This window comes from Spirosoma utsteinense (assembly GCF_014282275.1).
GTDB classification, from domain to species: domain Bacteria; phylum Bacteroidota; class Bacteroidia; order Cytophagales; family Spirosomataceae; genus Spirosoma; species Spirosoma utsteinense.
This window is the reverse complement of sequence record NZ_VFIA01000023.1, coordinates 70,659-91,895: the sequence shown is the minus strand read 5'-3', so window position 1 is coordinate 91,895 and position 21,237 is coordinate 70,659. Positions and strand designations below refer to the sequence as shown.

At 52.9% G+C, this 21,237-nt stretch carries 12 protein-coding genes; 6 read left to right on the top strand and 6 right to left on the bottom strand.

Features of this window, described 5'->3' with window-relative positions:
- Positions 1-64 precede the first annotated feature (64 nt).
- Positions 65-652 (top strand): YcxB family protein, encoded by a 588-nt coding sequence (locus tag FH603_RS17920; RefSeq protein WP_186738965.1) that lies wholly within the window; start codon positions 65-67, stop codon positions 650-652.
- 88 nt (positions 653-740) lie between these two features.
- Positions 741-2,990 (top strand): S9 family peptidase, encoded by a 2,250-nt coding sequence (locus tag FH603_RS17915; protein WP_186738964.1) that lies wholly within the window; start codon positions 741-743, stop codon positions 2,988-2,990.
- Positions 2,991-3,076: 86 nt separating this feature from the next.
- Here the strand turns inward: FH603_RS17915 and FH603_RS17910 are convergent, their stop codons facing one another.
- A complete protein-coding gene (locus FH603_RS17910) occupies positions 3,077-3,427 on the bottom strand; it encodes a Dabb family protein (protein ID WP_235985576.1) in 351 nt (116 codons plus the stop codon).
- 666 nt (positions 3,428-4,093) lie between these two features.
- Here FH603_RS17910 and FH603_RS17905 point away from each other — a divergent pair.
- Entirely contained in the window at positions 4,094-7,849 is a 3,756-nt protein-coding gene (locus tag FH603_RS17905) for a PAS domain S-box protein (RefSeq protein ID WP_186738962.1), read from the top strand.
- A 38-nt stretch (positions 7,850-7,887) separates the two neighbouring features.
- Positions 7,888-8,988: a hybrid sensor histidine kinase/response regulator gene (locus tag FH603_RS17900; RefSeq protein ID WP_186738961.1), complete on the top strand. Its 1,101-nt coding sequence runs from the start codon at positions 7,888-7,890 to the stop codon at positions 8,986-8,988.
- A 128-nt stretch (positions 8,989-9,116) separates the two neighbouring features.
- Here FH603_RS17900 and FH603_RS17895 read toward each other — a convergent pair whose 3' ends face one another.
- On the bottom strand, positions 9,117-10,340 hold the full coding sequence (locus tag FH603_RS17895; RefSeq protein WP_186738960.1) for an NADP-dependent isocitrate dehydrogenase: 1,224 nt from the start codon (positions 10,338-10,340) through the stop codon (positions 9,117-9,119).
- Positions 10,341-10,744: 404 nt separating this feature from the next.
- Between FH603_RS17895 and FH603_RS17890 the strand changes: the two genes are divergently transcribed.
- A complete protein-coding gene (locus tag FH603_RS17890; protein ID WP_186738959.1) occupies positions 10,745-12,439 on the top strand; it encodes an amidohydrolase in 1,695 nt (564 codons plus the stop codon).
- Between the two features lie 270 nt (positions 12,440-12,709).
- On the opposite strand, the gene FH603_RS17885 is transcribed toward FH603_RS17890, so the two are convergent.
- The 4 genes from FH603_RS17885 to FH603_RS17870 all read right to left on the bottom strand — a co-directional run bounded on the left by FH603_RS17885 (position 12,710) and on the right by FH603_RS17870 (position 19,355).
- Positions 12,710-13,552: an endonuclease/exonuclease/phosphatase family protein gene (locus FH603_RS17885; RefSeq protein ID WP_186738958.1), complete on the bottom strand. Its 843-nt coding sequence runs from the start codon at positions 13,550-13,552 to the stop codon at positions 12,710-12,712.
- 99 nt (positions 13,553-13,651) lie between these two features.
- Entirely contained in the window at positions 13,652-15,439 is a 1,788-nt protein-coding gene (locus FH603_RS17880; RefSeq protein WP_186738957.1) for a RagB/SusD family nutrient uptake outer membrane protein, read from the bottom strand.
- A 19-nt stretch (positions 15,440-15,458) separates the two neighbouring features.
- Positions 15,459-18,776, bottom strand: coding sequence for a SusC/RagA family TonB-linked outer membrane protein (locus FH603_RS17875; RefSeq protein ID WP_235985575.1), 3,318 nt, complete (start codon positions 18,774-18,776; stop codon positions 15,459-15,461).
- A gap of 246 nt (positions 18,777-19,022) precedes the next feature.
- The gene (locus FH603_RS17870; protein ID WP_186738956.1) at positions 19,023-19,355 is read right to left on the bottom strand and encodes a hypothetical protein; all 333 of its coding nucleotides are present in this window, start codon (positions 19,353-19,355) and stop codon (positions 19,023-19,025) included.
- Between the two features lie 262 nt (positions 19,356-19,617).
- Between FH603_RS17870 and ffh the strand changes: the two genes are divergently transcribed.
- The gene (ffh, locus tag FH603_RS17865; RefSeq protein WP_186738955.1) at positions 19,618-20,937 is read left to right on the top strand and encodes a signal recognition particle protein; all 1,320 of its coding nucleotides are present in this window, start codon (positions 19,618-19,620) and stop codon (positions 20,935-20,937) included.
- Positions 20,938-21,237 lie beyond the last annotated feature (300 nt).

The following is a 21,237-nucleotide window of genomic DNA, read 5'->3' as shown; positions in this document are numbered from 1 at the left end:
GTCTTTCCTCCTTTCCCTTTCCTCCTAACAATCGCTTATCTTTGTGCTTTCTCTCAGAAGTGCTATGATTGTTAAGACAAAAAAATACGCGTTAGACCAAAAAACGTACATTAATATCGCCCTGCGGCAGTGGCTGAAAGACAATTGGAAATGGGCTTTTGTGCCGTTAGGTCTGATTATTCTGAACGCTATCCTGAACGTCACGGGGGCTTATCCGAACATCTGGATTTACGTTGTCATCGTCGTGCTCACGATCTTGTATGTTCTATTCTGGGCCGTCCAGATTACGGGCATTGCGCAGATGGAGCAAAGCAAAGCCCTCTTCCAGAAATACGTTTACGAGATCGACAGTCGCCAGATTCTGATGCGCATCAGCGTAAAAGAAGGCGGTTTGCTGAAATGGGACCAGATCAGCAGTGTCGTCAAAGATAAAGATGCCTATATCCTGTTCCTGGACAATGGCGATGCGCTCAAAAGTGCCAAGGCCAACTGGATTGCCCGGACCGTAACGAAAGGGCTGGCCAAAGCGCAGTTCCTGTACCTGCCGTTCAGCATCTTTACCAGCGAACAGGACCTGAAATTCACCGATGCCATCCTCCGGCGGAAGGGCTTCCTGCCCGACAACGCGGCTATTGCTCAACCCTTGAAGTAATCGGCGCTTTCGGCCACCCCCTCCTACCAGTAAGAATCCAGCCCGACTACAGGTTGGATTCCTTATTTCTGCCAGATTTGTTCGACCTATGACTAACTGCCGCCCGCTGCTCCGGCTTCTCCCGCTGCTGTTTTTACTACCAGCCGTTACACCCGCTCAGGCACAGACACAGCAACCTGTTACGCTCGACGACATCTGGGGTCGGAACCAGGGTGTTTTCGACCAGCGCACCATTGAAGGGGTTAACTGGCTCAAAACAGGGGGTTTTTACACCACCCTCAACGCCGGCAAAATCGTTAAATTCGATATTACTACCGGTTCAGCCGTAGCCACGCTCTTCGACGGACAGCAAGCCCCGGCAGGCGGAAACGCGCTCCGTATCGATGGCTATCAGCTCTCGGCCGATGAGCGAAAACTACTACTGATAACCGAAGAGGAGCCTATTTACCGCCGGTCGAGCAAGGCAACATGCTACGTCTATGACCTGGCTACCAAACAGCTCCGGCCCCTGAGCAAGGGGGGTAAACAGCAGTACGCCACCTTCTCGCCCGATGGCAAACGTGTAGCCTTCATGCGCGACAACAATCTCTTTGTGGTCGACCTGTCCGGATCATCGGCCAGCGGTTCAGCCGCTGGTCAGGAAACCCGGCTCACCACCGACGGCCAGCCGAATGCCATCATAAACGGAGGTGCCGATTGGGTATATGAAGAGGAATTCAGTATGGCGCGGGCTTTTGACTGGTCGCCAGACAGCAAACGACTGGCCTGGATCCGGTTCGACGAAAGCCGTGTGCCCGAATATGATATGCAACTCTGGGGGAAATTGTATCCCGTCGAGTACCGGTTCAAATACCCCAAAGCAGGCGAGGCCAACTCACGGGTAACCGTCTGGATAGCCGATGTGGCAAACGCCAAAAAAATACAGGCGCAAACGGGAGCCGAAACGGATATATACCTCCCCCGTATCCAGTGGACCAAAAACGCCGGTCAGCTGTCGATCCGGCGGCTGAACCGGCTGCAAAACAAGCTCGATCTGCTGCATATCGATGCCGCCACCGGCCAGTCGACTACGATACTGACCGAAACCAGTCCTACCTATGTTGATCTGGAGTTCACGGATGATCTGACCTACCTGAAAGATGGCAAATCATTTATCTGGAGCAGCGAGCGCAGCGGCTACAAGCACCTGTATCTGTATGCCATGAACGGCCAGCTTATCCGGCCTGTTACCCGTCCGGCAGGTGCCGGTAGCCCCGACTTTGAGGTGAGCAGCGTGTCGGGGGTCGATGAAACAACCGGTATGATCTATTACACCTCTACCGCCGTATCACCCCTCGAACGACACCTGTACCGCGTTGGCATAAACGGCCAGAACAACCAGCGACTCACGACACTGGCCGGTACCTATACCGCTAATTTCAGCCCCGATTGTGCTTATTACCTGCTCTACCACACTTCGGCCAGTTCGCCAACTACCGTAACCCTACGCCGTACAACGGCGAACACCGACCTGCGCGTGCTGGAATCGAACCAGGATTTAAAAAACAGACTGTCACGCTACGCCTTAGCACCCAAACAGTTTTTCAAGACCAACGCGGCCGACGGCACCCCCCTGAACGGCTGGATGATAAAACCCGCAGCCTTCGACAGTTCGGGGCAGAAAAAATACCCGGTTCTGATGTTTGTTTACGGTGGGCCCGGATCACAAACCGTTTCGAATGACTGGAACGCGCGGGATTTCTTCTGGTATCAGACCCTGGCTCAGAAAGGATATATCATTGTATCGGTCGACGGACGCGGTACCGGTGCGCGGGGCAACGCGTTCCGAACGGCCACCTACGCCCAGCTGGGTAAACTCGAAACCGACGATCAGATTGCTGCGGCCCGCCAGCTCAAAACGCTGCCTTATGTCGACCCGGCGCGTGTAGGTATCTGGGGCTGGAGCTACGGTGGTTATATGGCCGCCCTTTGCATGACGCTCGGCGCCGATGTTTTCAAAAGCGGTATCTCGGTAGCCCCCGTAACGAACTGGCGTTTTTACGATAGTATTTACACCGAACGCTACCTGAAACGTCCGCAGGAGAATGCCAGTGGCTACGACGACAATTCACCGGTAACACACGCGGCCAGGCTGAGCGGCCCTTTTTTGCTGATCCACGGCACTGGCGATGACAACGTGCATTTCCAGAACTCGATTGCGTTTGAGGATGCGCTGATCATGGCCGGGAAGCAGTTTCAATCATTCTACTACCCCAACCGGAACCACAGTATCTATGGCGGTAATACCCGGCTACACCTTTACCAGATGATGACGAATTTTGTAGAAAAGAACTTGTAGGGCAGAAAGGGGAGGAGGGGGACGAAGGGGAAGAGAGGGAGTCCATACCGATTCCCCTTCCTCCCCCTCCTCCCCTTTCTGCCGTCTTACTTAGCCTGATCCGTAAAATCAACGACAGTCACGTCGGCCAGCCACGCGCCAACAACCGACCCAAATTCCTTATGGGCCGGGTGCGGAAGGTAGGCATCACGGTCTTTCTCGTTATCGAACGTCAGGATAAAGGCGTGGGTCAGGCCCTTGTTGAGATTTTCGGGACTGTTATTGGTACCCCATTTAAAGTCTTTTATTTCCTTGATCTTCGACGGCAATGCTTCAAAAGCCGCCACGATCTCTTTTACTTTTTCAGGCGTTGTTTCGGGTTTGAACTTAAACAGGACAATGTGCTGAACGGAGGTTGCTTTCATAGGTTTACGAGGTAATGGGGTAGCCGTGGCCATGTTTGTCAGAGCCATTACAAACAGGAGGCTTGCAAAAAATATTTTCATTGGCTTTTGGGATTATACTGGCTGACTGGCCCGCAGCCAGTTGTCAGTTGATTATGATATATACGATCAATAAAAATCAATAAACCTTATTTCTACTCCAATACGGGTGGTAAAAACCAGCATACGTTCAACATAAGTTTGCATGCCTGGGGTAGGGAACCGCGTCATTCGGTTCAGGATGCAGGCTGTCTAGCTGCTCCCCGGCATACTTTATTAGCTAAGGGCCACCCGTGCATAGATAACGTATACAGGTAAAAGTGTAATCATATAGACTTACTTACTTTTCCTTCATGGGGTAGGGCAGCTCGTGCTGAAGGCGCTTTTTATTGTAAATTCTATTCTGTTATTTTAAACAAATTTTACTATTTAGTTTCCTCATCATCTGGTTGAGTAAATTCGTAAGTTAATTACCCTTATACTTGAGCGTGTGTATAAGAAAAAGTCAAGCTTTGTATCCGACATATTCTATCGTTCAATCTAGCATGTTGGTAGTATAATCAAAAAATCAAATTTTATATACTAAAGAGACAAGCCCGTTTGGTTTTTCGATTTACTACAAATCTATCTTAGCAATGACGATTATTGAATTTAATTCGGGTACACATACGCTGGCCTGCAATGGATAAGCTTTTACGAAGTTGGTTCGATGCATCCCGGCGAGGAGTGGCATTTGTTGTACCTACATGCCCGGATAAGGACGGAAACACCGGATTTTGCTATCAGCTTGTCAATACCTCACTTGCATCTCTGCTCAATCAAACACCCGACTCACTCATTGGCCAGCCCGTTCGCGGACTTCTTCTCCCGGAACGGGAAGCTAACTTCACTCACCAGCTGCTGACAGTTAGCCGGACTGGCGACGAACAAACGCTGGAGGAACCTCTACAACGGGCTGGCGAACACAGCTGGCTTCATATCACCCTAACCCGGCTCGACGAAGCGGTCCAGATCAGCGTTGAGGTAGTTGACAGACAGAACCACCGGGACAGCAAGCATCACACGCGCCGGACGATCGACTCCTTTGTTTCGACGCTATCGGATTGGTTTCTCTCCGCCAATGCCGACGAACTCGATACGCACGTTGTCCACGCCCTGGGCGAGCTTGGCTGCTACAACCAGGCCGACGGGGTTGCCATCGTCAGCTATGCCGGTGCAGAACAGCCCGGATGTCGTATGTACGAATGGCGGGCCAATAGCCCCGAACCCCGTAAAAATGACCTGTCCCATCTATCACACCATGAGTTCAACTGGCTAAACCACCGACTAACAAACGAAATCCCGCTCTGTCTGACCGTCGATGATCTCCCCCCGGAGGCCATTCAGGAGAAACGCCTGTTCGAGTCTGCGTCAGCCCAATCGATGCTGGCGGTACCCCTGATTCGGGATGCCCACCTGACCGGTTTCGTCGGCTTCTTTACAGAAACCCAATCGAAAAAGTGGCCTAAAATCGACGCCAGTCTGCTACAGACCTTCGGCACACTGGTTGTCAATCTTACCTTCCACGTACAGCATCAGCTAGGCGTAACGCGTCTCAACCAGTATTTAACGGGTCTGCATGCGCTCGATCAGACCTTACTGAGCCGTTACTCAACCGACCACTCTCCGCTGGCAATCATCTTGAAGCATATCAATGCACTGGTGCCCTGCGACCGGTTGCGGGTATTTCGCATCGACGAAGCTGCCCGTAGGGTTATTGCCGATTGTCAGATCGTCAATGGTGTTTCTGAGGAAGAAGCTATGGTCATAGACGCTCCTGACTCCTGCTACAGCTACCTTCTCAAGAATTCCCACGGTATCTATCTACCTGTGCTGGAAGCTGAAATGACCGATGTGCCGTTAGCCCAGGAACTTTACCAGCAGGGCGTTCGCTCGCTGCTGATCATTCCATTATTCCGTCGGCAACGATGCCTGGGTGCGTTCACGTTAGCCTCTTATTCACCTGATTACTTTACAGAAGAGCATTTTCAGATTGCCCGGAAATCGGCCACTCACCTAGGCCTGACCTTATACCAGCGATACCTGAATAACAAACAAAAACAACATACCGAACAGCTGGAGCAATGGGTAGAAGAGCGGACCCAGGAGATTGGACACCTGTCGACCTTACACCAGGCTATTCTCAAACATGCCGGTCAGGCTATTCTGTCTACCGACATTCATGGTATCATCCAGACATCGAACCCGGCCTGTGAAAACTTACTGGGATATGGGCCAAACGAACTTATCGGCCTCGTTTTCCGGATTGATGCTGGCTTACCCGACAAACCGACCCCAATCATTTCATACTCAGCCCCCGGGTCTACCTCCTTATCCATAAATAACGTGGCGCTGGCGGTGGCTAGTAAACGGTATTTTTATGAAGAATGTGTCGCCATAGGGAAAGATGGCAGAAACGCCCCTATGCTGTTGACGATAAATGCGCTTCAGGACGAAGCAGGCACAACGATCGGATATATAGGGATCGCCACCGATATTGCTGCGCTGAAAATGGCTGAACAGAAGTTTCAGCAGAAGAACCAGGAGCTGGATACGTTCTTCAACGGGGCGCTGGACATGCACTGCATATCCGATGCCCATGGCAACCTGTCGAAGGTAAACCAGGCCTTTCAGTCCGTGCTGGGGTATTCGGAAGCCGAGCTAATCGCAATCCCGTTTTTATATTTACTACACCCCGAGGAGCAGAAATACGTCTATCAGCAGTTGCTGGCTGTTATCCTTCAGCAGCCGGTTGAGAATCAGATAAACCAGTTCCGCAAGAAAGACGGCACCTACCGTATTATCGAATGGAACGCCATTGCGATCGACAATGTGGTCTATGGATCAGCCCGCGACATTACCGAACGACAGCAGGCTGAAACGCAGTTAAGAAACCTCAACCAGCGGCTTCAGCTGGCTACCCAGGCTTCAGGGCAGGGCATTTGGGAGAATGATCTGAAGCAGGATACCCTGCTCTGGGATGATCGTATGTGGGAAATGTACGGCATGAGACCGGGTAGGCCAGACTGGCGTTTCGAGAACTTCATCAAGATGATCCATCCCGACGATCTGCCTGGATTTATGAAGCGTTACCAGGAACACTTAGGCAGTGAGGTACTGAGCAATGTGTGTCGAATCATACAACCCAGTGGTGCCATCCGGTATATTGAAGCGAATGGATTGATAACCCGGGATGAACAGGGCCATCCAAACCGGGCTATTGGTGTTGCCTGGGACGTAACAGAGCGCAAACTGGCCGAAGAGAGCCTGCGGGAAAGCGAGCAGCGCTTTCGGGAAATTGCCGAAAATGTCGACGAAGTTTTCTGGATTCACTCGGCCACACCCTTCCGGTTACTCTACGTCAACGCAGCCTATGAACGGGTCTGGAACGTAAGTCGTCAGAGCTTACGTGATAACCCCAGATCGTTTCTGAAGGCGGTTGTGGCTGACGACCGACCAGCGTTTCTTGCGTTTCTCAGACAATACCGCGCGGGCATAGAAGGCCAGCTCTATTGCCGCCTGCACGGCCCGGCCAGATCCATACGCTGGCTGTCGATTCGCACGTTTATCATTCGTGATGAGGCCGGTGCCGTAACCCGGCATATCGGTATTGCCAATAACATTACCAGCCAGAAAGAACAGGAACTCATCCTGCAGCAATCCCTGCATCGGGAGCAGGAACTCAACCAGCTTAAGTCGCAGTTTGTAGCAACCGCTTCGCATGAGTTCCGAACGCCCCTGGCTACGATTCAGTCCAGCGTCGATCTGATCAAACTGTACCTGAACCTGAACACGGCCAGCGCCCGCCAATCCATTCATAACCACCTGGCCGTGATTGAGCGGGAGATCGAGAAATTTGGCGACCTCCTCAGCGACATGCTGACAATTGGCAAGATCGAAGCGGGTAAAGTAGTTTTTCGTCCTCACTGGGGGAATGCAGTTGCCGTCTGTGAAAGCGTTGCGGCCATTCACTTCAGCAGTCGTACCGACGGGCGATCGGTTATCCTGGGCGTAGAAGGTACACCCCGGCCGGTGTGGATAGATGAAAAGTTAATGAGCCATGTTATCGTCAACCTGCTGTCGAATGCGTTCAAGTTTTCGCGGGAGTCGCCCCGTCTGCATCTTCTCTTTACCGACAACGGCCTGCGCATAGACGTTATCGACACGGGCATTGGCATTCCTGAAAAAGACCTTTGCACCTTATTCCAGGCTTTTTCCCGCGCCAGCAACACGGCCGGCATTCCGGGTACCGGCTTAGGTCTGGTCATTGCCCGGCAATTTGTTGACTTGCACGACGGACAGCTCACGATCCAAAGTAAAGAGAACAAAGGCACAACGTTTACGATTACGTTGCCAGCAGGCGTTGGCAGTCAGGTTCAGCCTTTCCATAACCCATAATTTATTTCTTCGCTCCTCAAAAAACAATTTACCGAAAGATGGCCACCAAAATACTAGTTATTGAAGATGAAGCACAGATACGGGAAAATATAGAAGAGATACTACTGTTGCATGGATTTCAGGTAGAAACGGCCTCGAATGGAGCTGACGGTATTAGCCAGGCCCTGCTTCATAAGCCAAATCTGATCCTGTGCGATATTATGATGCCGGTAACCGATGGCTACAAGGTACTGGAGGTGATCCGCGCGAATCGATCGCTCGTTACCGTTCCCTTTATCTTCTTAACGGCTAAAACAGACCCCGCCGATATGCGCCGGGGAATGGTTGGGGGGGCCGACGACTACCTGACAAAGCCATTTACCCTGGAGAACCTGATGAAGGCCATCGACAGCCGCCTTCAACGGGAAGTATCGCGGAAGACCGATATACAGGCTCAACTCAACGAACACCGGCGAACGCTGGCTGCCGTCTCTGTTCACGAATACAACACCAGTCTGACGGGTATCATTGGGTTTACGTCGCTACTGATCGATCAGCATCAGGATATCGATAGCGACGACCTGGTTTCCATGCTCACGATGATCAAAGTATGCGGCCTGCGGCTGAAACGATCGCTGGATAATATCCGGCTGATGGACATTCTCCAGTATCTGGACACCTCGAACGACCACTACAGCCATTATACTACCGGCCAAACAGCTATATCCGGCACGCTCGTTCGCCACTGGGCCGAAGCCGTAGAGTACAGGATGGATCGAAAATCTACGTACCTCATCGAGCTGGAAGCCGCTAACCTGGCTATGTCCGAAGAAAATCTGCGCGTATGCCTGGAGGAGCTGTTCGATAACGCCTTTAAATTCTCCAACTCGGTACAACCCATTCGCCTGACCGGCGAAAAAGTAGAATCCAGTTACCGTATATCGCTAACCAACAGTGGTAACCCCATGAAACCGGAGGACATAGCCCGCATATCCCCGTTTACCCAGTTCAACCGCAGTAAGTTTGAACAGCAGGGCTTTGGTCTGGGACTGGCCATTGTAAAAAAACTCGTGGAGCTGAACAGAGGCCGTACGGAAATTGAGAGCAATGAATCAGGGCTAACACAGGTAACCATCTGGCTACCTCAGGCCAGTGAATAAGGGAGGCTAACCCACATACCCAGGCGTTTTATGGCTCTTATCGGTATACGGCCCGTTTTAACGCATTCGTGCCCCGGCTGAGCGATGTATGTCGTCAGCCGGGGCACGAATTGTGTATGGATCAGGCGTTAAGCCAGTCCCCGCTTTGCTTTCAGATTCGTATCCAGCGCATCGAGGAAATCTTCGGTGTTCATGTAATGCTCACCAGCCGTTAGCTTCGTGCCGACAGGATAGGCCGACAGGGCCAGATCTTTCGTCATTTTGCCGCTTTCAACGGTTTCAACACAAACGGCTTCCAGCGCGTTGGCAAAATCGATCAGCTCGTGGTTGCCGTCCAGCAGACCCCGGAAGGCCAGACCACGCGTCCAGGCGTAAATCGATGCAATCGGGTTGGTCGAGGTTTTGTTGCCTTTCTGGTACTCGCGGTAGTGACGGGTCACCGTACCGTGAGCCGCTTCGGCTTCCATCGTCTGGCCATCGGGCGTAACCAGTACAGACGTCATCAGCCCCAGTGAACCGAAGCCCTGCGCGATAGTGTCCGACTGAACGTCGCCGTCGTAGTTTTTGCAGGCCCATACGAAATTACCTTCCCATTTCAGAGCAGAAGCAACCATGTCGTCGATCAGGCGGTGTTCGTAATGAACTTTACCGGCAAATTCGGCATCGTAGATTTCCTGGAAGATATCCTTGAAACGACCGTCGTATTTTTTCAGGATCGTGTTCTTCGTTGACAGGTAGAGCGGCCAGTTTTTCTGCAACGCCATATTGAAACAGGCTTTGGCAAAACCACGGATCGACTCGTCCAGGTTGTACATACCCATGGCTACACCAGCGCCGGGGAAGTTGAATACTTCATACTCCTGCACCGTTCCGTCTTCGCCTTCGAACTTCATGGTCAGCTTACCCTTACCCGGTACCAGGAAATCGGTAGCCCGGTACTGATCGCCAAACGCGTGACGACCCACGATGATGGGGGCGGTCCAGTTGGTAACCAAACGAGGTACGTTGTTCATCACGATTGGCTCGCGGAACACGGTACCGTCCAGAATATTGCGGATCGTGCCGTTAGGCGACTTCCACATCTGCTTCAGATTGAACTCCTTAACGCGGTCTTCGTCGGGCGTAATGGTGGCACACTTGATGCCAACGCCATATTCTTTGATCGCATTGGCCGCATCGATGGTCACCTGGTCGTTGGTTTCATCCCGGTATTCGATGCCAAGGTCATAATATTTGATATCAACGTCAACGTAAGGCAGAATCAGCTTGTCTTTGATAAACTTCCAGATTATGCGAGTCATTTCGTCGCCATCCAGTTCGACAACCGGATTTGCCACTTTAATTTTTTCCATTGGACCAGGGTATAAACGATTGAAAACTACGATACAAAACTGAGCCGCAAAAGTAGTTATAAAGGCGTTACAGGCTGACGAAAATTACTGTAGCCCGTTTATTGAGTGCTGATTTTTAGAATCAGCAGGAAGATTTAATGATTCCGCACCCACTCATGGCTACCCAAATCAATCTTTTGCCGACACCGGCAGAGGAGTTACGCTTTAAATGGGAAGTTGTCGATGTTCCTGACGCGTACTATGCATAACCCGGATGGCCAACTCGCGCTCGCTTCAGCTGACGGTTAATATCCCCGTTCTCCAGCGCTGAGCAACTCGGAAAAGTCAAATTCGTATAAACAGGATAGTTTCCTTATTTTTAGGAGCTAATCCTCAGAAATACCTCACAAAATTTTGCGATACCTATGAAATACTGTACAAATCTTTTATTGGGATTAATCCTGCTCCCGGTGCTGCTGTTCGCTCAGTCGAAAAAAACGGGTAAGCCAAACGACCGCATCGAAAAACTCAAAGCCGAAGCGGTGGCCGCCGTTGAAGCCAATAAGGTGCAGGCCCAGCAGATTAATGACATGCTGTTTAGTTTTTCTGAACTTGGCTTTCAGGAAGAAGAATCGTTCAAATACCTGACTACCCTGCTGGAAAAAGAAGGCTTTACCGTTCAGAAAGGCATTGCCGGTATCCCCACTGCCTGGATTGCCACCTGGGGGTCGGGCAAGCCACTCATTGCGGTTGGCTCCGACATCGACTGCATTCCAAAGGCCAGCCAGAAACCCGGTGTCGCCTACAAAGAGCCGATTGTAGAAGGTGCTCCCGGCCACGGCGAAGGGCATAACTCGGGTCAGGCTCTCAACATCGTGGCGGTGCTGGCGGTAAAAAAACTCATGGAGCGGGAAAAAATCCCCGGTACGCTCATGCTCTGGCCCGGTGTAGCCGAAGAGCTTGTAGGCACCAAAGCTTTTTACGTGCGCGACGGGTATTTCAAAGATGTAGACGCCTGCATTTTCACCCACGTTGCCAACAACCTCAGCGTTGCCTGGGGCGACAATGGGTATAACGGACTCATATCGGTGAGATTTAATTTCGAAGGGCAGGCCGCTCACGCAGCGGGTGCGCCCTGGCGGGGCCGCTCGGCCCTCGATGCGGTCGAACTCATGAACGTCGGCTGGAACTACCGGCGCGAGCACCTCGAACTCACCCAGCGTTCGCACTACGTCATTCCTGACGGGGGCGACCAGCCGAACGTTGTCCCTTCGAAGGCCGCTGTCTGGTACTATTTCCGCGAACGGACGTACCCCAAGATCAAGAAGCTCTTTGAAACAGGCATGAAAATAGCCGAAGGGGCCGCCATGATGACCGATACCAAGTTCACCTACGAGATCTTGGGATCGGCCTGGCCGGTACACACCAACCGCCCGATTGCAGCGGCCATGTACGAGAATATCAAAAAAGTAGGATTACCTACCTGGAGCGCCGATGACCAGTTGCTGGCGCGAGCCTCTCAACTCGAACTTCAGGCACCCAAAGTGGAAGGACTGGCCGTAAAACTGGACTCGATGGGTATGCCTGCCTCAACGGCCCCGGTTGTGATGATGGGTGGCCAGGCCATGACACCGATGGGTGGCGGCTCCGATGATATTGCCGACATCTCCTGGTCGCTGCCAACTATTGTGCTGCGTTACCCAAGCAACATTCCCGGCCTGCCCGGTCACCACTGGGCCAATGCCATTTCAATGGCGACGCCTATTGCCCACAAAGGCATCGTTGCGGGTGCTAAAGCGGAGGCTATGACGCTGCTGGATATGCTGCTGAAACCGGAGATCATCAAGGAAGCCTGGGCCTATTACAAAGATGAGCAAACCAAAGACATCAAGTATGAGCCGTTGATCTCGCCAAAAGAACAACCAGCCATCTATCTGAACAAGAAGATAATGACCGAGTTCAAGCCGAAACTGGAGAAGTTTTACTACGACCCTTCCAAGTACAAAACGTATCTGGAGCAGTTGGGTATCACCTACCCTACCCTGCGCGACGATCAGCGGGAAGCGGTGAAGAAAGAAGTCGAAAAGTCAGCAGCCGCCAAAGTCTCGTCCTCCCGGTAGGTTTTATGATAGGATAGTCATCATGACTTTTTTGTCTTTTTTTGTCATCCCGACGCTAGGAGGGATCTTCGGACAAGACGAAGTGCTCCAACTTACCGAAGATCCCTCCTGGCGTCGGGATGACAAAAAAAGACAAAAAAAAGACGTCAATGTCAAGCGCCGTAGGTGCGATCTGGGAGTTAGGTCGCCCCTACGGCGCTTGCGTTATTTCACAGGAAGGGTTCTTAGCTATTGACAGGCCACCCCGACGGGGTTGATTCCAATGCACTATTACTTCTGCACTACGCTGATCATCACCGGTTGGTGGTCGGATGGGTAGCGCTGTTCGAAGGCGTCGGTCAGGACACCGTACTTGAGGACGTCGAACTGCTTGCTGACAAAAATGTAGTCGATACGTTTGTCCATGGGCGCATCGAATTTGAAGCTGTTGAAGGTTCCCTCCGGCCCGTAGGGCGCGCTGGCCGATACGCTGCGCGAATCATTGAGCAACGTTCCAATGGTTTTGATCTGCTCCGTTTCGGGCGTCGAGTTAAAATCGCCAGCCAGTAAGACCGGCGTATTCCCGGCAATCTCTTTGATCTTTTTCACCATCAGCTTGCCCGACTCCCGGCGCGCTTCAACACCCTGGTGGTCGAAGTGAACGCTGAAAAAGTAGAACTCTTTCTTCGTTGTCTGATCGTTGAACTTAGCCCACGAACAGATGCGGTTGCAGCAGGTAGCGTCCCAGCCTTTACCGGGTTTGTCGGGGGTTTCGCTCAGCCAGAAATTGCCGGATTGCAGGACCTTGAACCGGTCTTTTTTGTAGAAAATAGCCGAGTGCTCACCGGCTTCCTTCCCATCGTCGCGACCAGCACCGATGAAGGCAAAACCCTTCAGTTCGGCAACGTCGTTCAGCTGGTTGCGCAGGGCTTCCTGCGTACCGAACAGATCGAACTCATGGAAACGGATCAACGCTTTTACCTGCTCTTTCCGGTTGGGCCAGGCATTGATTCCATCGCCTTTGTTGTCGTAACGGAGGTTATAACTGGCAACGATGATGGGGGTATCTTTTTGAGCAAACGAAGCTTCAGAAATCAATAGACTACTTAGCAAGAAAAAAATCAGTACGCGCATTTGTGTTGAGTTTAAACGGTTCTAGTTCGTGGTTTGTCGGCGGGCGCATCCGGCTTTGAACCACAACGCCCAACCAACAAACCACAAGCCTGTCAATTTCTACCAGCCGGGGTTCTGCCCAATTTTAGGGTTCACGAGCCGGTCGTTCTCCGGGATGGGGTAGAGATAGAACTTGTCATCCCACTTCCGGGTAATGTTATTCAACCAGATCAACTCGCCGGAGGTGTCGTTCTTGAGCCGCTGTGGGTTGGGCGTTCCGTTAACCGTTTCGGCCACGTTGATGTAGGTGACGCCCGCCAGTTGGGTAGCTGGTTTCACTTTGTAAAACACGACGTCGTTCTTGCCATCTTCGTTTAAATCGAGTGGTTTATCCAGGGCGGGTACGTAGAAGCCGTTCCAGGTCTGCTCCATCAACTGGCCCCGGTTCCAGCGGATGATATCCGAGAACCGGAACCCTTCCAGCACCAGCTCGATCCCCCGCTCCCGCCGGACTTCCAGCAGCGTCGGGTCCGAAATGTTCGGAAAGTAATTGGCTTTCAGATAGGCATCGGCCACCGTGGGTTTTGTGGTCAGGCCCGCCGTGATACCCGCCCGTTTACGCAGCGCACCCACCGTTTTGGCCCAGTCGTCGTTGGTAAGCGTACCAAGTTCCGTTTTGGCTTCGGCGTAGTTCAAGAGAATCTCGGCATACCGCATCAGGGAAATCGAATTGATATTCCGGGTGCCGCCATCGTAATACGTATCGTCCAGCGACCACTTGATGGGCATGTACCCCGTATAGGTGTAGGAGAAAATGGGCGGAGCGGCTTCTACGGCACCTGCATTCGTGCGGGTGTAGTTCCCCATCCGGATCGTCTGTTGCAGGCGCTTGTCGCGGCCTTTCACCTCGTCCATAAACGTCAGCGTCTGGTAACCCGGCTTATCGGTGAAAGGCGTCCCGTCGATGTTCAGGTAGGTGTTGACGAACGTCCGGATCAGGCTCACCCGTGCTCCGTAGGTCGCGCTGGTCCACCACCAGTTGGCATCGTTATAGACGCTGAGCGTAGGGTCGGCAACGGCCGAGAGCATGATCTCGTTGGTTACCGGAGTGGTATTGATGAACAGCTGCCGGTACGACCGGTCATTGCCTCCCGTTTCGTTCAGACTGAATCCGCCCTCTTTGATCACCATGTCGGCCGCGTTGACGGCTTCGGTCAGCCACTTGCTAGCCGTACTGCCGAGGTTATAGCTGGTGCGGTATTTCCGGAAGGTTCCTTCGAACAGACACACCCGCGACTTGAAGCCATAGGCCACACTTTTCGTGATCAGGCTACGGGAGTTATCGGTCGTAGTTTTGATGTTCTGGGTGGCAAAATCCAGGTCGGCCAGCACCGAGTCCATCACGACCGCGCGCGGGTCGCGGCCATTGTACAGGGCCGGATCATCGATACCAACCGCCTGTCCAATCCAGGGAACGTCGCCAAAACGCTTCACTTTATCGAAGTAAAACCAGGCTCTGAAAAAACGGGCCAATCCGATATAATGCTTTCGCGTGTCGAGCGGAATAGCGGGGTCGGTGCAGTTGGCAATGAAAAAGTTGATATTCCGCAGCGGCCGCCAATCCCAGCCCGTACTTTGACGCGGGCCATAGGCACCATCGCGCAAAAAGTCCGGCACCTGCGTCCGGGCCGCAAAATCGGCCATTTCATCGCTTCGGATGATGTCGTTCCCAGTGGGCAAAACACCCGTGTTGGTCCCCTCGTAAAAGGAATTGACGTACAGATCCAGACCACCGACACTGCCGAATACGGCATCTCGGGTAGCGGTCGATTCGGGTACCTGCTCCAGTTCGCTGCATCCGGCCAGAAAGAGGCCCAGCAGGAAGAGTAAGCTATATCTTTTGTTCATAATCGTTCGCATTTATGGGTTAGAAAGTGGCCGACAAGCCCATCGTGAAGCTTTTCAGAATCGGGTAGTTGTTGCCATTGCCACTGTTGCCGTCTGTTATCACCTGATCAGACCGGCCAATATTCTCGATATCCAGATCGCGGGTGATTTTGTAGAGCGGTGACCAGGTCAGCAGGTTCTCGCCTGATACAAACACACGGGCAGTACTCATCCCTATTTTCTGGATCAGCGTCCGGGGCAGGTTATACCCCACCTGAATGTTCTTCATCCGGAGGTAAGCCGCGTTCTGGAGGTATTTGGTCTGGGCCTGCGCCAGCTCACCGGCCCCGTTCTGCGCTACGTAGCCACGGTAGCGGGGCAGGTAGGCGTTGGGGTTTTCTTCCGACCAGATGTTACCCAGTTGCCACTCCGGCAGCTTGCCGTACGGGCGGTTGTACTGACCCCAGAAAATACCCGCTTCCGAACCCGGCCACCAATCCTGTTTGGCAACGCCCTGGAAGAAAGTCGAGATAAAGAAGTTGTTCCAGTCGGCCCCCAGCATGATGCCGTAAGTGTAACGGGGGGTCGAGTTGCCAATAACCCGCCGGTCGCCGGGGTTGCCAACGGTATTGTCGCCGTTGTTGATAACGCCATCGCCGTTGAGGTCTCGGAACTTGATATCGCCCGGCAGCAATTGCCCCGTGTTCGACGCTTTGTACAGGTTCTGCTTCGGCGAATTGGCAATATCATCGAGCGACGTGAAGTACCCCGCCGTTTCGAAGCCCCAGATCTCGCCCACTTTCTGCCCGGCGTAATAATCCGTCAGGCGCTGGTTGGGGTTGTTGAACTTGTCGATCGTGGCCTGATAGTCGGACATGGTCAGGCGCACTTCGTAATTGAACGGTTTGCTGGCCACCTGCCGCTTGTCGCGCCACGTCAGCACAGCTTCCCAACCCCGCGTCGTCAGGTCGGCGTAGTTACCTTTCGGCACGTCGGTTCCAAACACGGCCGGTAAGGTCATCCCGGTGGTGAACATGCCGGTCGTTTTCCGGATGTAGGCGTCGCCAGTAAACGTCAGGCGGTTGTTGAGCATACCCAGGTCCAGGCCAATATCAGCCGTGGTCGACGTTTCCCAGGTCAGCCCCTCGGGGATAACCGTTGGCTGACCGGTCTTCTGCGGCCTGACCCCGTTCAGCACCCGGCCAGACTGCGAAATGGCGAACTGCTCCTGAAAAGCGTAGGAAGCGATGCTGCCGTTACCCAGCGACCCGTACGAAGCCCTGATTTTCAGATCGGTGATGGCTTTGGGCGATACGTTCCAGAACGACTCGTTAGACAGGCGCCAACCCGCCGACACCGACGGGAAGAAGGCGTAGCGCTGGCTGGTCGGGAACTTCGACGAGCCGTCGTAGCGGCCATTCAGTTCGAGCAGGTAGCGGTCTTTGAAGGAATAGTTCAGGCGGTAGAAACCGCCGAGGATTGCCCATTTCTCCGAGCCGCCACTGGTGTTGATCGACTGCCCCAGGGCCAGGTTGATGTCTGTTGCGTCGGGATAAATGAGTCCGTTGCGAACCAGTTCCAGCCGTTTGAACGACGACTGCTCATAGTTGTACCCGGCCAGTGCTTTTACGTAATGATTAACACCAAGCTGGGGTTCGTATTCGGCATACAGGTTCGTGGCCGTATAGAACGTCTCGCGGTAGAGATTCTGGAGGTCGTTGTAATTGGTACCAACGTATTCAATGACGCCCGGTTTGCGGCTGTAGGGCACCGGTACGCGGGTGCGAAATTCGTTATTGTCGGTGGTCTGGAACGTGAAGTTTCCATTCACCCGAAAGGTGTTGTTGACGAACTTCGTTGAGAAATCGGCCGTGTTCCGGAACACCCGCCGGTCCATGTCGATACCGTTCTTACCGTACCAGAAATCACCGACCGTATAGGCCGCCGAGTAGGTCAGCGTACCATCGGGGTTGAACATCGGCGCAACGGTATGCCCTTCGTCCGAGATGTTCCGCCAGATACTGCCTCCTTCGCCTACGTTCAGTGGGTTGTGGTATTTCATGGACGAGAAATCGGCGTTGTTGCCAATCTTCAGCCACGGGTAAATCTGGATAGAGCCCTTGGCCCGCAGACTCAGGATTTTGTAGTCATCGGAATTGTACTTGAAGATACCATCCTGCGCGTAGTAACGGCCGGTTACGTAAAAATCGGCTTTGCCACTGCTACCCGAGAACGACAGATTATGCTCGGTGGCGCTAGTGCTCTTTTTGTAGAGTTCACTATACCAGTCGGTATTCTCGTAATAGACATACTCGCCCGTTGCTGGATCGACCGTTGTTTTGGGCAGCGATGGGTCGTTATTCCGTCGCTCCAGTTCGGTCAGGTAAGCGGGCGAGAACCGCACCGTCTTGTTGATGTTCTGGGGCGTTTGTGCGTAGTCGTTCCAGGCCGACCAGCCTTCGTTGAACATCCTCGCAAACTCGTAGCCATTCGTTACGTACTTCGGCACCGTCGTCGGGCTTTTGATAGAATGGTTAACCGAGTAGGTGAAGCTGGTCCGATCTTTGGTTGGGCTTTTTGTCGTGATCAGCACCACCCCGAACGCACCCCTCGCTCCGTAGATAGCCGCCGAGGCCGCATCTTTCAGGACCGATACTGTGGCGACGTCGTTTGGATTGAGTCGGCTCGGATCGCCTTCGACCCCGTCGATCAGCACCAGTGCGCTGCCACCCTGCCCAATAGACGTTGTGCCCCGAATGTTGTAGGACGGCGACTGCGTAGGCTTACCATCGCCCATGGTCAGGTTAAGGTTAGGAATGGTACCCTGCAAGCCCTGGCTCAGGTTGGGCAGCGACCGGTTGTCGAGCACCTCGCTCGTCACCTGGTCGACGGCCCCGGTCAGGTTCACTTTCTTTTGCGTACCGTAGCCAACCACGACCACCTCTTCCAGCGATTTTGAGTCGGGTTTCAGCGTAACGCTCAGCGTGCTTTGGTTGCCTACGACAACTTCCTGCGGCAGATAACCGACAAAGGAGAAAATCAGCGTGGCTGACGCATCGGGGACGGTAATAGTGTACTGCCCGTTGGCATCGGTCGTGGTACCGCGCTGCGTGCCTTTTACGACGACGCTTACGCCCGGCAGTACTTCGCCTTTATCATCGCTGATGGTCCCCGTCACGGGTTGATCGGCCCGCCAGTTATGTTCATGAGCTGTCAGGGTAAGGTGCACCCTGTTTCTGAAAGCCCAACTGTCAGCGGCTCCCACCAAATGGGGGGCCATAACGACAAGCGCTAACTGCACGGCCACAGGCGTTGCGGCACGGAACAGCCACCTGTTCCGGTATACGTGTCTCGTCATAGAAGTAGAAAGTTTGAGGAAAATTGAAAGAAAAGTAGATTAAATGTTGATCTATAGGACAGCTCAACTTATTAGCAGCAGTTACTCGATTTTGGCGGCACAAAAGTACGGGCGATCATATTAAGGGACCGTTAACGATGGCTCCCCTATGTTAAGCTTTCCGTTGTGGGTGGGGCCTGAAAAAGCCAGTGCCCAACAGTCTGGATCGACCGTTGGGCACTGGCTTTGGCGTAAGTAAAGTAGTCGTTATTTATTCTTCGTATGCGCGTGTCGTATTTCGCGGGCCATGCCCATGAGTCGTTTCCAGCACCGGCTAATGGTCTTTTTTTCGGCTGGAGCCTCCGTTTTTACCGCAGCCGTCGAGGCCGTAGTACCTGTCTTATTGCTCGTGTTCCGAACGAGAACAGTCGATTTAGCGCGTTTGTTGGTTTCGGATTTTGTTGGCGAATCGGTACTGGTCTTCTCTCTTGGCATACTCTGGTCCGGCCCAGCCGCCTTGGCCGAATTGAGCGACACACACACGATGCATGCACCTAGTAGTAGCCACCCTAGCCCGCGCTCCCTCATCTCAGTTCTCATAGGACAGTGTTATAGAAAGTAGTACAATCGTTTCCAAACAGACCTGTGCGAGCACAAATCGATTAGCCCAAATATAACGTAGATTAATACAATTACTTTATGAAGTACGCGTAAAAAGATGAAATAATTGTCTTACGTTGGGTATCACATAAACAATACCATATTTTCGATAGGTGGTAGGGACCCTATCTCACTGCTTGCCGACAGGTCTGCGTATGCCCGCCGGAAACTGTTATCTTTACGGCATCGTTTGCCATAGACTATGTTCGACACACTCCAGGATAAACTCAATAAGGCCATCAAAACCCTCAAAGGGCAGGGCCGCATTACTGAAATTAACGTTGCCACGACCATCAAGGAAGTGCGTCGCGCCCTTACCGATGCCGACGTAAACTATAAGGTCGCCAAAGACATCACCGACCGGATTCGTGATAAAGCCCTCGACCGCAAAGTCCTGATCTCGGTAGAACCCGGGCAGTTGTTCGTCAAGATCGTGCAGGAAGAGCTGACCGAACTGATGGGTGGCGAAGCCGAAGGGATTAACATCAAAGGCGACCCGGCCGTTATTCTGATCGCTGGTTTGCAGGGGTCGGGGAAAACGACGTTCTCGGGTAAGCTGGCCGCTTATCTGAAAAAGCAGGGCCGCAGCGTGTTGCTCGTTGCCGATGACATTTACCGCCCGGCCGCTATCGACCAGCTCAAGGTGCTGGGCGAACAGGTGGGCGTTGAAGTCTACGCAGAACCGGATAATAAGGACGCCGTCAGTATTGCGCTGAACGGCATCAGCCATGCCCGCAAAACAGGGAAGAAAGTCGTTATTGTCGACACGGCCGGACGTCTGGCCGTCGATGAAGCGATGATGAAAGAGATCGAAGCCGTTAAACGGGCTATCTCCCCCACCGAAACGTTGTTCGTTGTCGACTCCATGACGGGCCAGGATGCAGTCAATACGGCCAAGACCTTCAACGACCGGCTTAACTTCGACGGCGTGGTATTGACCAAGCTCGACGGCGATGCACGGGGTGGAGCGGCCCTGTCGATCAAAAGCATTGTCAGCAAACCCATCAAGTTCATCAGTACGGGCGAGAAAATGGAAGCCCTCGACGTGTTCTACCCCGACCGGATGGCCAGCCGGATTTTGGGTATGGGCGACGTTATTTCGCTGGTAGAACGGGCGCAGCAAGCCTTTGACGAAGATGAAGCGAAACGCATCAACGCCAAGATGCGCAAGAACCAGTTCGACTTCGACGACTTCCTGAGCCAGCTCCAGCAGATCAAGAAGATGGGTAACGTCAAGGACCTGCTCGGTATGATTCCGGGTATGGGTAAGATGGTGAAAGACCTCGATATCGACAATGATTCGTTCAAGCCCATCGAAGCCATCATCAGTTCGATGACACCCAAGGAACGCGCCCGCCCCGACATGATCGACGGTAGCCGCAAGAAACGCATTGCCGCCGGTAGCGGCACCGACCTTACCCAGGTGAATAACCTGCTGAAGCAGTTCGACGAAATGCGAAAAATGATGAAGAAGATGAACACCATGCAGGCATCCGGCAAGCTGAACAAGATGATGAAGTAAGGCCGTTTGCTGAACGTAGTATAAAAGGAGAGGGCTGTTGTCGTGACACAATTAAACGTTGTAACACGACAACAGCCCTCTTTTTAGTCTATTACTTACAGCCACCACTACCAGGGGCTTTGTCCACTGGTTGATTTCTGTCATTTCGTTTCGAGTACGGCTGTACGGCTCCACCACTACGTTGATAAACTATAGGGTACTATACCCACTACAAGGGCTTTCAGCCACTGGCAGGGACGTTGCCACCACTACCAGGGCTTTACCACCACTACCAGGGGCGTTGCCCACTGGCAGGGTGCG

Coding starts and splice junctions, on each gene's coding strand:
- FH603_RS17905 (WP_186738962.1), top strand. CDS start 4,094: ATGGATAAGCTTTTACGAAGTTGGTTCGATGCATCCCGGCGAGGAGTG.
- FH603_RS17885 (WP_186738958.1), bottom strand. CDS start 13,552: ATGCGCGTACTGATTTTTTTCTTGCTAAGTAGTCTATTGATTTCTGAA.
- FH603_RS17900 (WP_186738961.1), top strand. CDS start 7,888: ATGGCCACCAAAATACTAGTTATTGAAGATGAAGCACAGATACGGGAA.
- FH603_RS17870 (WP_186738956.1), bottom strand. CDS start 19,355: ATGAGAACTGAGATGAGGGAGCGCGGGCTAGGGTGGCTACTACTAGGT.
- FH603_RS17915 (WP_186738964.1), top strand. CDS start 741: ATGACTAACTGCCGCCCGCTGCTCCGGCTTCTCCCGCTGCTGTTTTTA.
- FH603_RS17880 (WP_186738957.1), bottom strand. CDS start 15,439: ATGAACAAAAGATATAGCTTACTCTTCCTGCTGGGCCTCTTTCTGGCC.
- FH603_RS17875 (WP_235985575.1), bottom strand. CDS start 18,776: ATGACGAGACACGTATACCGGAACAGGTGGCTGTTCCGTGCCGCAACG.
- FH603_RS17890 (WP_186738959.1), top strand. CDS start 10,745: ATGAAATACTGTACAAATCTTTTATTGGGATTAATCCTGCTCCCGGTG.
- FH603_RS17895 (WP_186738960.1), bottom strand. CDS start 10,340: ATGGAAAAAATTAAAGTGGCAAATCCGGTTGTCGAACTGGATGGCGAC.
- FH603_RS17910 (WP_235985576.1), bottom strand. CDS start 3,427: ATGGCCACGGCTACCCCATTACCTCGTAAACCTATGAAAGCAACCTCC.
- FH603_RS17920 (WP_186738965.1), top strand. CDS start 65: ATGATTGTTAAGACAAAAAAATACGCGTTAGACCAAAAAACGTACATT.
- ffh (WP_186738955.1), top strand. CDS start 19,618: ATGTTCGACACACTCCAGGATAAACTCAATAAGGCCATCAAAACCCTC.